General features: G+C 56.3%; 10 protein-coding genes. 3 read left to right on the forward strand and 7 right to left on the reverse strand.

Annotated features, from left to right (window positions below; all coding sequences use genetic code 11):
- Window positions 1-69: 69 nt before the first annotated feature.
- Complete coding sequence (locus tag ACL2XQ_RS21060; RefSeq protein ID WP_413739646.1) at window positions 70-678, reverse strand: hypothetical protein; 609 nt, start codon at window positions 676-678, stop codon at window positions 70-72.
- A gap of 265 nt (window positions 679-943) precedes the next feature.
- Window positions 944-1,492, reverse strand: coding sequence for a YaeQ family protein (locus ACL2XQ_RS21065; RefSeq protein ID WP_410013736.1), 549 nt, complete (start codon window positions 1,490-1,492; stop codon window positions 944-946).
- 258 nt (window positions 1,493-1,750) lie between these two features.
- Between ACL2XQ_RS21065 and rof the strand changes: the two genes are divergently transcribed.
- Window positions 1,751-2,008, forward strand: a complete 258-nt coding sequence (rof, locus tag ACL2XQ_RS21070; protein ID WP_410013735.1) for a Rho-binding antiterminator — start codon at window positions 1,751-1,753, stop codon at window positions 2,006-2,008.
- Window positions 2,009-2,064: 56 nt separating this feature from the next.
- Here the strand turns inward: rof and tilS are convergent, their stop codons facing one another.
- The gene (tilS, locus tag ACL2XQ_RS21075; RefSeq protein ID WP_413739647.1) at window positions 2,065-3,387 is read right to left on the reverse strand and encodes a tRNA lysidine(34) synthetase TilS; all 1,323 of its coding nucleotides are present in this window, start codon (window positions 3,385-3,387) and stop codon (window positions 2,065-2,067) included.
- Window positions 3,377-3,766 (reverse strand): VOC family protein, encoded by a 390-nt coding sequence (locus ACL2XQ_RS21080; protein WP_413739648.1) that lies wholly within the window; start codon window positions 3,764-3,766, stop codon window positions 3,377-3,379. Before ACL2XQ_RS21080 ends, tilS begins: the two co-directional genes overlap by 11 nt.
- A 380-nt stretch (window positions 3,767-4,146) precedes the next feature.
- Here ACL2XQ_RS21080 and ACL2XQ_RS21085 point away from each other — a divergent pair, with 380 nt between their 5' ends.
- Window positions 4,147-5,652: an inositol phosphate phosphatase SopB gene (locus ACL2XQ_RS21085; RefSeq protein WP_413739649.1), complete on the forward strand. Its 1,506-nt coding sequence runs from the start codon at window positions 4,147-4,149 to the stop codon at window positions 5,650-5,652.
- Between the two features lie 8 nt (window positions 5,653-5,660).
- Complete coding sequence (locus tag ACL2XQ_RS21090) at window positions 5,661-6,029, forward strand: hypothetical protein (protein ID WP_413732038.1); 369 nt, start codon at window positions 5,661-5,663, stop codon at window positions 6,027-6,029.
- A gap of 98 nt (window positions 6,030-6,127) precedes the next feature.
- Here the strand turns inward: ACL2XQ_RS21090 and ACL2XQ_RS21095 are convergent, their stop codons facing one another.
- The 3 genes from ACL2XQ_RS21095 to dnaE form a co-directional block, all read right to left on the reverse strand.
- On the reverse strand, window positions 6,128-8,275 hold the full coding sequence (locus ACL2XQ_RS21095) for a lysine decarboxylase LdcC (RefSeq protein WP_410013730.1): 2,148 nt from the start codon (window positions 8,273-8,275) through the stop codon (window positions 6,128-6,130).
- 247 nt (window positions 8,276-8,522) lie between these two features.
- Entirely contained in the window at window positions 8,523-9,482 is a 960-nt protein-coding gene (gene accA, locus ACL2XQ_RS21100) for an acetyl-CoA carboxylase carboxyl transferase subunit alpha (protein ID WP_410013729.1), read from the reverse strand.
- A 12-nt stretch (window positions 9,483-9,494) separates the two neighbouring features.
- Window positions 9,495-12,977 (reverse strand): DNA polymerase III subunit alpha, encoded by a 3,483-nt coding sequence (dnaE, locus tag ACL2XQ_RS21105; RefSeq protein WP_413727753.1) that lies wholly within the window; start codon window positions 12,975-12,977, stop codon window positions 9,495-9,497.
- Window positions 12,978-12,992: the final 15 nt, after the last annotated feature.

A 12,992-nucleotide genomic window follows, 5' to 3' on the forward strand; every position in this document is an offset into this window, starting at 1 on the left:
CCTGGCTTGCACAAGCGGGTGATTGAGCTTCATCAGTTATTTGCCTTCTGCCACGTAAGATTTTATCGCTTATCTGCTCTGCTTTTTTTTTATTTTGCCTTGCGATATTCTTTCCGCGGGAACCACGGAGCGGGTAATAATGGCGGGGTATGGCGATCCATCCCGGGCTGGCTGCGCCTTTAGCGGGACGATAGCCGCGCTATCGTCCCATCCTGAATATATTTTTGATGGCATAAGAGAGAAACCGGGCAGTCTGATCGAGGCGAACGCCTCAAGCAGCGCCGCGGTAAATCGAATCTTTTGCCGGGATAGCGGATGAACGCGTTCAGCGGCATCTCTGACTGCGCAAAGTACTCCTCTCGCCTCCCGTTGTTCCTCAGGCGGTAATTCCTCCAGCCATTTATTGCCGGAGATAGCCTCACTGCCATAGCGCAAATAGTACAGCAACGTATCATTGATTACTGGATGCGAAGCCTTTAATATATCTTTATTGCCATAAAATTTATTTTCATCATTCTTAAACTGACGTATTGTGACGCCCTCCCCATGTTGTTCTCTATTTGAAACGTTGGTTAGACTATGCGCTCCCCAGGTGACTTGCGGCGAATTATTTATTTTCGTTTTATTATTAAAGAAAGAAATAATAGAAAAAAGTTGAGTTGCATTCGCTATTAGCATAGATATTATATCCTTTTTTATTCACGGTGATCAGGTTGATGATTGGAAGAGGCTATAATCAATGGCGAACATTATCTTTTGCGGCGGCTAAGCGTCAACCGCGGATCAGGTTAATCAATATTTAATCATTACGCTGCGCCGGTGCCGGGGGGATATTAAATAGCGTTTATTACGCGGGCCATTCGCCATGAACCGCGCAACTTCTTCTGGGGATGCATCGTCGACGCCGCTGTGCGGCTCGGGCTTATCGGCGCAGCCAAAGTCCTTAGCCAGCCGCGTTTTTCCAGGTCGCCAGGGTAATTTCCAGCTGAGTTTGCTGATCCGACAGCCACATCAATCCGTCCTGCAGTGTTGCCTGCAAAGACATATTACGCGCCGCCAGCGCGGCCAGCTGCGCCATTTGCGCATCGTCGACAAAATAAACGCTCAGGTTGTCGTGCTGGGATAACATTGGCTCGACCTGTCGCCACCAAATCCGCGCCGCGCGCTCGTTATAGGCATAGAGCACCACATTGCGCGCCAGGTGGCAGGCTTTACGCAGCCGTTTTTCCTCCGGCAGCCCCAGCTCAATCCACCACTCCGGTTCACCGTGATCGTTGCGCAGCCATAATGCAGGCTCATCTTCGGCGCTGAGGCCGCGGGTAAACTCCAGGCGATCGTCGGCATGATAAATCCATGCCAGCAGCCGCAGCATCATGCGCTGCGGTGTTTCCGAGGGATGCTGGGCCAGTACCAGATTAACATCGGAAAAATAATTCCGGTCCATATCGGCGATGTTGACCGCCGCTTTATGTACAGTCGCTTTTAACGCCATGGTGATTCCGTAAGATATGCTTTGCCCGGCAGTGTACCTGACATCGCCCGTCGGCCGCCAGAAAAGCGGTAAATGCATAGTGTCGGCTCTATTAATTCCTAAACCATTTATTCCAGGGATAGGGGCGCTCTGTGCTATAGTCTGATAAGGAAATACTGTTGAAAGATGTAGGCGGGATGAGCGGCGGATGAAAATCGCACTTCATCCTCCCTCAGGGAACAGGCGGTATTTACCGCCGTAACAAGTAGGTGAGCTATTATGTCAACGAATGAAGAATATCAACCCATTAATTGTGATGATTACGATAATCTTGAGCTCGCCTGTCAGCGCCACTGGGTCCTCACTCTGACGCTTAAGAATGGAGATACCGTTGCCGGCACGGCGCGCGATATGATCTCAAGAAAACATGTCGAGTATCTGGTTATCGATGACGCTGGCGGCAGCCATGAAATACGGCTGGACCATATTGCCAGTTTCACCCATCCTGAACTCGGTACAGTGGTGGTTAGCGAATAACCCCCTCGCCCCTTCCTTCCTGACGGGCAGTAGGATTGCTACCCGTTAGCGTAACTCTATCGTATCCATTCCACATTCAGGCCTGTTTCCTCCTCCCCGGCCTGTCCTTCGTGAGTAATAAAGATGCCGGGTGCGGTTATCAGCTGCTCATTGTAATACACCAGAGGTGTGCGCTCGCGCTGCCAGGGCGCGATACCCAGCTCCTGCCATAATTTTTTTACCGATCGTCCATGGCGCCGGCCCAGGATATGCAGGGTACCGGTCGCCGAAAACCGCACGCTTACCCGCTCGTCCATCCGCGGCCGGCGCACCGCCCCGCCGCCGGAACCCAGGCGCAGCAGACCGAGATCCTCCGGCAGCGGCAGCGGTTGTCCGGTGTCCTCCCATAATAGCACCCGCCCCCTGAGCGGGGGCCACAGCGGCAGGATAAACAAGCGTTGGCGAAACCGCCTGATCTGCCGGTCACCCAGCCGCATCATGGGCTCGGCGTCCTGGCGGCTTAACGCAACCTCCTGCCAGATCCTGGCCAGTTGTTCCTGCGCGGGCATGGCCATGCCAAACGACGCCAGCCAGCGGCGCAATACGGCCGCGCGCCGGATAGCGCTCATGCCCATCATCGGCGCCAGTTCGAGTGAGCCGTCATCGCGGGTTAATTGTTGCAGCGTCTCGGCGAGCAGCTCGTCGAGCAGGGTTTCCTGTTCGGCGCAAAGCGTAGCGCTGCGCGCCGCCGCCCGGCTGAAATGGGGCCAGCGCTTCTTAAGCAGAGGGAGAATGCGCAGGCGCAGAAAATTACGATCGAAGCGTTGATCCTGGTTACTCTCATCCTCAATCCAGCGTAAGCGCCGGCTTTCGGCATAGTCGCGCAGCTGCGCCCGGCTGATATCGAGTAAAGGACGCAGCAGCTCGTGCCCGTGGAAAGGCGACGCGGCGGCCATGGCCGACAATCCGGCCGGTCCGCTGCCGCGTTTTAGCGCCAGCAGCAGCGTTTCGCTTTGGTCGTCCTGATGCTGGGCGGTCAGCAATGTCTCTCCAGGCAGCAGCGCCTGGGCCAGCGCCTGGTAACGCGCGGAGCGCGCCGCCGCTTCAATACCGCCGTCGGCGGGATCCACGCTCACCCTGACCTGCTGGAACGGAATCGCCAGATGGCGGCACAGCGCCTGGCAATGCTGCGCCCAATCATCGGCATGGGCGCTCAAGCCATGATGAACATAGACCGCGCGCGGGGCGAGATCGGGCAGTTGCCGCCCGCGCAGGCATGCCAGCGCATCCAACAGCACCGTGGAGTCCAGTCCGCCGCTCAGGGCCACCAGCACCGTTCTGCGCCGCTCAAGCCTGGCGGCGATATGGCGGCGAAGCACCTCCCCGTCATCAGGCTTCATAGAGTTCCAGGGGCAGATCGTCGGGATCGGCGAAAAAGGTAAAGCGCCTGCCGGTCAGGGGATCGATGCGGATCGGCTCGCAGTCGACGCCGTCGATATGAAGCGCGCTGACGGCCGCGGCGACGTCCGCCACGCTGAACGCCAGGTGGCGCAAACCGCGGGCCTCCGGGCGGCTGACCCTGGCCGGCGCGTTGGGAAAACTGAACAGCTCGATAATATAGTCGCCATTGAGCGCCAAATCGCCTTTCCAGGAATCGCGTTCGGCGCGATATACCTCGCTTAACAACGTGAACCCCAGGATGTCGCAATAAAATTGCTTACTGCGCGGGTAATCCGACGCGATGATGGCGATATGGTGCACCTGCTGTAGTTTTAGCATCGGCATAGTCCTTTTTATTCCGTTAATGCGCGTTGCCCGGGTTTGCCGCCCGGCGTTCAAAGGCAATTTACCACACTCTCTCCGCCCTCGCCCGCCTGTCATGCGCGCGGCAAGATGCATAAAACGCTCACGCCCGGAGTAATGCCTGGAATTATCCATTTCATTGATTTAGCATCTGATTAAATTATATACACCTTCCATTAAATTGATGCATAGCAACAGGTAACGCCATGAGCAGTTCCTCCCACATCCTTATTAATCGTCCAGCCGACCCCAGCCGGTTCGCTACCGGTCAAGTGGCGGGTATTAGCCCTTGCGAGGCGGTTACCGGAACATTTGCGCATTTGAAAGCGCCGCGTATCAGTCATCCGGTCAATATCATGGGCAGGCCCTCAGCCGCCGGTTTCCCACGCTCCCCGATTGCGGCGCGGCGCAGGCTGGCGCTGGCGACAGGGCTCGGCGCCGCGGAGAAATTGGGCGACGACGAAGGCGTAAATTATTTTGCCGTCATGCTGGATAATGAAAAAGACGATGATGATACGCCCAGGGAAAATAAGGATTACAAGGCCGTACTGGCGCTGGAAAAAGGGATTATAAAATTGTTAGCCAATTTTATAAAGAAACACAGCGGATGCAGTTCCCGCAAAGCCAGCAGCGAGGCCAAAGCGCTTTTTAATACGTCCAGTAAAGATGTATTGAACAATCTGGATTGGAATACCGTTGAAGACAGTTTTCGTTTTCGCGGTACTCACTTTAACAGTACATTAATACCCGCGGGGCAAATAAAACTGGGTGATCAGGATATTTTTGCCGCGGGCTATGCTAACAAGGGGATCAGCAGTAAATCCAATGAGGAAACCACCCATGCAACGAATATGTGGATCTCGACGTTTTACGCGGGAGATGATAACCGGGATCCGCTTTTTTCCGGCATCCGCCACGGCGTACTGAGCCCCTTCGGCCTGAAAGCGGGCAGCGCGGAACGTCAACAAGGCGCGTTGAATCGGGCCAGGGAAGTGGCCGCCGCCGCGTTGTTCCTGCATCCGGAAAAACTGGCCGCGGCGTTGGCGGGCCAGACGGTAGTATTGCCGCTTACGTCGACGAGCCTGCTGACACCGGTGGATATCGGGCCGTCAACGGAGGAATCACAATTCAGGGATCAGATGGAAGCCTGGGAGAAACTGGGCGCCGGCCCGGTAGAAATACCTATCAGGAACGAGAAAGGCGAAATGGTGCGGGTCACCCTGCGCCTTAACATCGCCGCCTTTAATTTCGGGGTCAATGAGCTGGCGTTGAAACGGTTGCATCTGGGACATCGCACAGCCGACGCCTATAATCGCTCCGCCCTGGTCAAGCTGCTCGGCAAGGATCTTTCCCCCGGCTCGGCGCACGGAGGCTGGGTGGGGGAATATCTCGCTTCCCGGCCGGATAATGCCGACAGGGTTTCTTCGCTTGCCAGCGAACTGAAACAAATTTGGGCCAAGAAGACGTACCGTGCCGATAAAGGCGAGCCGTACAAGGCGGCCGTGCGGGTGGCGTTATTATCCCATGAAATAGGCATTACCCCCTGCTGGAACTGCAAGAGCGGAAAAGACCGCACCGGTATAATGGATGCGGTCATTAAGCATCAGGCCGTAAGTCAATACCTGCGTAAAACCGGTGCAGACAATGTATTGCCTGATGCAGAGAACAAAGCGCTGATGCAGAAAGTGATGCTCAACAGCGGAAATTTGCAAATCCAGCAGCATAACACCGGCGTTCCCGGCAACAAATGTATGAAGAACAATAAAATACTTAATTTTTTATTCGGCAAATTATCATTGCGCCGCAGCATTGGCGACAAAAAAATAGCCGACCAGGCAGAAGGCTTTTCTAAATACGTATAGGAGAGAGTATGGAAACCTTTTTGCAGGGTATATACGACCGTTATAATATTATCCCCCATGAAGAAAACACATTATATATTAATGAAGATGTGGTTATTTATTTTGATGAAACAGATAAGGATATCTTCTTGCTTTGTCCTTGTTTTCCCGTGCCGGCGCAGCAGACGCAATTGCTAGAGCTGTTAGCGCTAAATGGCAAAAGCGATATGAGCTTCTGCGCCGCCGATAATCTGATCCTGGCCAGATTAACCCTAAGGCAGCACGATGATTTCGACGACATGATGGAGAGATTCAGTGTATATATTGCGGAAATCGCGTGCGCCATTGAACGCGTTGATCAGGGCCCATGGTATCAGGCCGCCGGCCGCTTTGCCTGAAAATGGGCTGACACGACCGCCGCCTTTGCCGGCCCGGGGAATGGCCGCACCGGTTCGCCGCCGGCCGGCCCGGATGCCGCATGCTTATCACCGCGGCCTCAGGCCGGGCTATCGGTTTTCAGCACCCGCACCAGGTAACGACCGTCCTCGGTCAACTGGGCGCCGTGGATATCGGTTTCAAATCCCGGATAATGTATCCCGATGGTGCACAGCATAATCAGGAAATCCAGCACGCCGCGGCTTTGCTCGGTGATCATTTCACCCGGCATCACCACCGGCACTCCCGGCGGATACGGCAACAGCATATTGGCGGAAATACGTCCCAGCAGGTCAGGCAACTCCACCGTCTCCACATTGCCCCGCACCTGTTGCTGGAAAGCGGCATGGGGCGTCATTTTCATCTCGGGCAGCACGTCGAAGGCGCTTAACATCAGATGCGGCAGCCGGTGTTGCCGGATCAAGCGGTGAATGCCCTGGGCCAGATCCTGGATACGCATATTGCGATAGAAATCGGGATCCTCGGCGAACAGATCCGGCAGCATATTCCTCACCCGCAAATTCAGATCATAGGACCGTTTAAATTCCGTCAGCCCGCGCAGCAGGCTCATGGCCTTGGTTTTATCAATGCCGATGCTGAACAGGAACAGCAGGTTGTAGGGGCCGGTTTTTTCCACCACCACGCCGCGCTCGTCGAGGAATTTGGCCACCAGCGCCGCCGGTATGCCTTCCTCGGCCATGTTGCCGAACTCATCCATGCCTGGCGTCAGAATGGTGACCTTGATCGGGTCGAGATACATATGGTCGGCGTCGGCATGGTTAAAACCGTGCCAGGGCGCGCCCGGCTCGATGGGCCAGCACACCGCCTCCTCGATAATCTCCGGTTGCCAGATATCGAAAAACCAGCCCTCGGACTCCTCACGCAGACGCTGCACCTCTTTGCGAAAATGCAGCGCCCGCTCGATGGAGCGCAGGATCAGCCGCCGCCCGGGCTTGCCGCGCACCATGGCCGCCGCGGTCTCAATCGACGCCACGATGCCGTAATTCGGCGACGTCGTGGTATGCATCATATAGGCTTCGTTAAAGGTGCGTTCGTCATAATCACCTTTAATATGAATCAACGAGGCCTGGGAAAACGCTGCCAGCAGTTTATGAGTGGACTGGGTTTCAAAAATCACCTTGCCGGGAATACGGTCGCCGCTCATGCCGCTTTTGCCGCGGTAAATCGGATGGAAATTGGTATAAGGCACCCAGGCGGAGTCAAAATGGATCGAGGCCACCTCCAGGGTTTCTTTAATATACTGTGTATTATACAGCAAGCCGTCATAGGTTGAATTGGTGATCACCGCATGCACGGGCCAGGAGGCGTGGGGGGTTTGCGCTACTTTCAGCGCAATGCTTTCCCGGCTGAACTCACGTTTGGGAATGCCGCCCAGGATCCCGTAGGCATTGCGGATAGGACACAGGTAGATCGGCACAATGTCGCTCATCATCAGCAAATGCGTCAGCGACTTGTGGCAGTTGCGATCGATAAGCACCGTGCTGCCCGACGGCGCGGCATACATCCCCACCATTTTATTGGCGGTGGATGTACCGTTGGTCACCATATAGCTTTGCTCCGCGCCGAAGATGCGGGCGATAAACTCTTCCGCCTCCAGGTGCGGGCCGGAGTGATCGAGCAGCGATCCCAGTTCGGTTACCGAGATCGAGACATCCGCCTTCAGGGTGTTGGCGCCGAAAAAATCATAAAACAGGCTGCCCACCGGGCTTTTTTGATAGGCGGTGCCGGCCATGTGTCCGGGGGTGCAAAAAGTATATTTACCCTCCTTCACGTAGTTGAACAGCGCCTTGGTAAAGGGGGGAATAATGGCGTCGATATATTCGTCGGTATACTGACGGATGCGCACGCTGATATCGTCGGCCACGCCCAGGCCGTACTCAAAAAAGTACAGCACCATACGCATTTCGTTCAGGCTGACGTCCAGTGACGAATGGGTGTTGATAAACGCGTAGAGCGGCAGGTATTCGTTCAGTTCATTGATCTCGATGCAGAGATCCATACTGTACTGATCCCAGTCGAAAATCACGCCGCAGATGCGCGGATTCTGCTCGATAAGCTTGACCAGATCGCCGCTCGAGGTGGGATAGACTAATTGAAAACCCTGCGTTTTCAACGCCTCGTCCAGCTCACGGATGGGTTCATTTTTATAAAATACCCGCTCCGGACTTAGTATTGCAATGATGTTCATTCAGCCGGTCCTTTTAGCCTGGGTCTATTTTACCTGAAGATGTCGCTTAAAAAGTTCCCTTGAAAACTTCCCTGGCAATACTACGCCGCCCAATAAGCATAGATGACTTCGTCACGGCCATGGCCGCAAACGCCGGCGGTTGCGCGCGGCCCATGAAAAAACACCCCGCGAGCGCACGCTGGCGGGGTGTTTGGCCGTGATCGACCGCGCGGTGCCGGCAGCGCATGCCGGCGCGGCCGGGTGGGTATCAGCAGTAGCCGTAATTCATCAGCCGCTGATAACGGCGGTTCAGCAGCTCTTCTTCGCTCATTCTGTCCAGCTCGTCCAGGTCGGAGAGCAACTGCGCTTTTAATGACGCCGCAATAGCCAGCACATCGCGATGCGCGCCGCCCAGCGGCTCGGGAACTATGCTGTCGATAAGCTCCAGTTCCTTCAGACGCGGCGCGACGATGCCCATCGCCTCGGCGGCAATCGGCGCCTTGTCGGCGCTTTTCCACAGGATGGACGCGCAGCCTTCCGGTGAAATCACCGAGTAGGTGCTGTACTGCAGCATATTGACCTTATCGCCCACGCCGATGGCGAGTGCGCCGCCGGAGCCGCCCTCGCCGATAACGGTGCAGACCACCGGTACCCGCAGCCCCGGCATTTCGCGCAGGTTGTGGGCAATGGCCTCGGACTGGCCACGCTCCTCGGCGCCGACGCCCGGATAGGCGCCTGGGGTATCGATAAAGGTCAGCAGCGGCAGGTTAAAACGATCGGCCATTTCCATCAGCCGCAGGGCCTTGCGATAGCCTTCCGGCGCGGGCATGCCGAAGTTGCGGCGGATTTTTTCTTTGGTTTCCCGGCCCTTTTGATGGCCGATGATCATCACCGGCCGGCCGTCGAGGCGGGCCATGCCGCCGACAATCGCTTTATCGTCGGCATAGGCGCGATCGCCCGCCAGCTCATCAAAGTCGGTGAAAATATGCTGGACGTAATCCAGCGTATAAGGCCTGCGGGGATGACGGGCCAGCTGGGCTATTTGCCAGGCCCCCAGATCGGAGAAAATTTTACGGGTCAGCTCTACGCTTTTTTCACGCAGCCGCTGCACCTCTTCATCCAGATTAATATCTAATTTTTCGTCTTGACGGCTGACTGCGGTCAGCGAGTCAATTTTCGCTTCCAGCTCTGCAATCGGCTGTTCAAAATCAAGAAAATTCAGACTCATAGTATTCCTATATTAGTCAAATTCCAGTTCTACCTGTTCGTTGCCTACCAGGGTACGCAAATCATTCAGCAACCGGTCGGTCGGCGTGACACGCCATGTCGCGCCAAATCGCAACCTGGCGCGAGCATCTTCGCGTTGATAATAAAGATGCACTGGAATCGTCCCGGATCGGTGTGGTTCCAACGATTGGCGGAGACGGTTTAAAAGCTGGTCATCAATTTGCCTGTCAGTCAGCGAGATAGCAAGACCCCGGGCATATTTTTCACGTGCTTCGCTGATATCCATCAGTTCACGGGCGGTCATTTTAAGACCCCCGTTGAAGTCATCAAAGCTGACCTGTCCAGATGCGATCAGGATACGGTCTTTTTCCAGCAAATGCTGGTATTTTTCCAACGCATCCGTGAACAACATCACGTCGAGGCGACCGGACCTGTCGTCGAGGGTCAAGACCCCGATGCGATTACCCCGTTTGGTCACCATAATGCGGGCGGAAAGCACCAGGCCCACCGCGGTAATCATCTTGCCGCGATCGGTGGGATGCATGTCCTTCAGGCGCAGGCCGCCGGCATAACGCTCGATTTCGCGCAGATAACGCGTAATGGGATGGCCGGTCAGGTACAGCCCCAGGGTTTCGCGCTCGCCGTCCAGCACCACATGTTCCGGCCAGGGCGGCACGGTGCTATAGGATGCCTCCACCGCCTCTGGCGCGTCGGCCAGCACGCCGAACATATCGCCCTGGCCGATGGCTTCCGCCTTGGCGTGCTGGTCCGCCGCCTTAAGCGCATCGTTAAGGGAATTCATTAACGCGGCGCGGTGCGGCCCAAGGCGGTCGAACGCCCCGGACATAATCAGTTTTTCCAGCATGCGGCGATTAAGCTTTTTGATATCGGTGCGGGCGCAAAGATCAAACAGCTCTTTAAAATGGCCGTCCTGGTTGCGGGCATCGATAATCGCTTCGATCGGGCCCTCGCCCACGCCTTTGATAGCCCCGATGCCGTAAACGATTTCGCCTTCGTCATTGACATGGAAATGATACTGCCCGCTGTTGATATCCGGCGGCAAGACCTTCAGGCCCATGCGCCAGCACTCGTCCACCAGGCCGACCACTTTTTCGGTATTGTCCATATCGGCGGTCATCACCGCCGCCATGAACTCGGCCGGATAGTGCGCCTTCAGCCACAGGGTCTGATACGAGACCAGGGCATACGCGGCGGAGTGGGATTTATTAAACCCATAACCGGCGAATTTCTCCACAAGATCGAAGATTTTCATCGACAGTTCGCCGTCGATACCGTTTTTTTCCGCCCCTTCCTTGAAGATGGAACGCTGCTTTTCCATCTCCTCGAGTTTCTTTTTGCCCATGGCGCGGCGCAACATATCCGCGCCGCCCAGGGTATAGCCCGAAAGCACCTGGGCTATCTGCATCACCTGTTCCTGGTAGAGGATAATGCCGTAGGTCGGCTCCAGTACCGTGCTCAGGGATTCATGCTGCCATTGGATATCCGGATATGAAATAGCCTCGCGCCCGTGTTTACGGTCGATAAAGTTATCCACCATGCCGGATTGCAGCGGACCGGGACGGAACAGCGCCACCAGGGCGATCATATCTTCGAAGCAGTCGGGCTGCAGGCGCTTGATCAGATCCTTCATGCCGCGGGATTCCAGCTGGAATACCGCGGTGGTTTCCGAACGCTGCAGCATATCGAAGCTTTTTTTATCCTCGAGCGGGATCGCCGCGATATCCACCGGCGCCAGGCCGTGCCTGGCGCGGCGGGCGTTAATCATCTCCAGCGCCCAGTTGATGATGGTCAGGGTACGCAGCCCCAGGAAGTCGAACTTCACCAGCCCGGTATATTCCACATCGTTTTTATCAAATTGCGTGACCGGGTGATTGCCCTCGGCGTCGCAATAGAGCGGGGCGAAGTCGGTTATCCGGGTGGGGGCGATAACCACCCCGCCCGCATGTTTGCCGGCGTTGCGGGTGACGCCTTCGAGCTTGCGCGCCATGTCGATAAGCGCCCGGACTTCTTCATCGGCGTCGTAGATCGCCTGCAGCTGCGGCTCGGCGGCAAAGGCCTTTTCCAGCGTCATGCCCGGGTCGGGCGGCACCAGCTTGGAGATGCGATCGACAAAACCATAAGGATGGCCCAGTACCCGGCCGACGTCACGGATCACCGCCTTCGCCGCCATGGTACCAAAGGTGATGATCTGCGATACCGCCTCGCGGCCGTAGGTCTCGGCCACGTGGTCGATAACCAGGTCGCGCTTCTCCATGCAGAAATCCACGTCGAAGTCGGGCATCGAGACGCGTTCCGGGTTGAGGAACCGTTCAAACAGCAGATCGAACGCCAGCGGATCGAGATCGGTGATTTTTAATGAGTAGGCCACCAGCGAACCCGCGCCCGACCCGCGCCCAGGCCCCACCGGCACGCCGTTATCCTTCGACCACTGAATAAATTCCATCACGATCAGAAAGTAGCCGGGAAATCCCATCTGGTTGATCACCTTCAGCTCGATTTCCAGGCGTTCGTCATAAGGCGCACGCTTGACGCTGCGTTCCTGCTCGTCCGGGAACAGGAAGGCCAGCCGTTCCTCCAGCCCCTCGCGGGAGCGGGCCACCAGGAAATCCTCGGTGGTCATGTCGCCGGTGGGGAACTGCGGCAGGAAATATTCCCCCAGCCGGATGGTGACGTTGCAGCGCTTGGCAATCTCAACGCTGTTTTGCAGCGCTTCCGGCAAATCGGCGAACAGCTCGCACATTTGTTCTTCGCTGCGCATAAACTGCTGCGGGCTGTAATTGCGCGGCCGTTTCGGATCGTCCAGGGTAAAGCCGTCATGGATCGCCACGCGGATTTCGTGGGCGTCAAAATCGCCTTCGCCGATAAAACGCACATCGTTGGTGGCCACCACCGGCAGCCCGCGCTCGATGGCGATGGCGACCGCGGCATGCAGGTAGCTTTCTTCATCCGCGCGGCCGGTACGGGTCAGTTCAAGATAATAACGATCGGGAAAATACCGTTGATAAAATGCCAGGCATTGGTCAACCTGCGGCATATTGCCGCGCATCAGGAACTTGCCGACGTCGCCTTTGCGACCGCCGGAGAGCAGCAGCAGCCCTTCGTTATGCTTTATCAGCCAGTCCCGATCGATTATCGGACCCGCCGCGCCGTAGCCGCGCTGGTAGGCCTCGGAAATCAGCAGCGTGAGGTGTTGATAACCGACGTTATCGGCCGCCAGAATGGTCAGTTCCGCCATTTCCTCGCCGAGCATATCGCTCTGCACCAGGACATCCGCCCCGACGATAGGCTTGATCCCGGCCCCGTGCGCGCTGCCGTAGAATTTCACCAGGCCGCACAGGTTCATGAAATCGGTAATGGCCAGGGCGGGCATATTCAGCGCCGCCGTTTTTTTAACCAGCGGGCCGATTTTAGCCAACCCGTCGATCATCGAGTAGTCGCTATGAACGCGAAGGTGAATAAAACGTGGTTCGGCCATTATCCTGCTACCAAA

Source organism: Sodalis sp. RH14, assembly GCF_047324285.1.
Classification (GTDB): domain Bacteria; phylum Pseudomonadota; class Gammaproteobacteria; order Enterobacterales; family Enterobacteriaceae; genus Acerihabitans.

Excerpts from the sequence above, each read along its gene's own strand:
- dnaE (WP_413727753.1), bottom strand. The coding sequence starts at position 12,977 with ATGGCCGAACCACGTTTTATTCACCTTCGCGTTCATAGCGACTACTCG.
- ACL2XQ_RS21080 (WP_413739648.1), bottom strand. The coding sequence starts at position 3,766 with ATGCTAAAACTACAGCAGGTGCACCATATCGCCATCATCGCGTCGGAT.
- tilS (WP_413739647.1), bottom strand. The coding sequence starts at position 3,387 with ATGAAGCCTGATGACGGGGAGGTGCTTCGCCGCCATATCGCCGCCAGG.
- ACL2XQ_RS21060 (WP_413739646.1), bottom strand. The coding sequence starts at position 678 with ATGCTAATAGCGAATGCAACTCAACTTTTTTCTATTATTTCTTTCTTT.
- accA (WP_410013729.1), bottom strand. The coding sequence starts at position 9,482 with ATGAGTCTGAATTTTCTTGATTTTGAACAGCCGATTGCAGAGCTGGAA.
- ACL2XQ_RS21090 (WP_413732038.1), top strand. The coding sequence starts at position 5,661 with ATGGAAACCTTTTTGCAGGGTATATACGACCGTTATAATATTATCCCC.
- ACL2XQ_RS21095 (WP_410013730.1), bottom strand. The coding sequence starts at position 8,275 with ATGAACATCATTGCAATACTAAGTCCGGAGCGGGTATTTTATAAAAAT.
- rof (WP_410013735.1), top strand. The coding sequence starts at position 1,751 with ATGTCAACGAATGAAGAATATCAACCCATTAATTGTGATGATTACGAT.
- ACL2XQ_RS21085 (WP_413739649.1), top strand. The coding sequence starts at position 4,147 with ATGGGCAGGCCCTCAGCCGCCGGTTTCCCACGCTCCCCGATTGCGGCG.
- ACL2XQ_RS21065 (WP_410013736.1), bottom strand. The coding sequence starts at position 1,492 with ATGGCGTTAAAAGCGACTGTACATAAAGCGGCGGTCAACATCGCCGAT.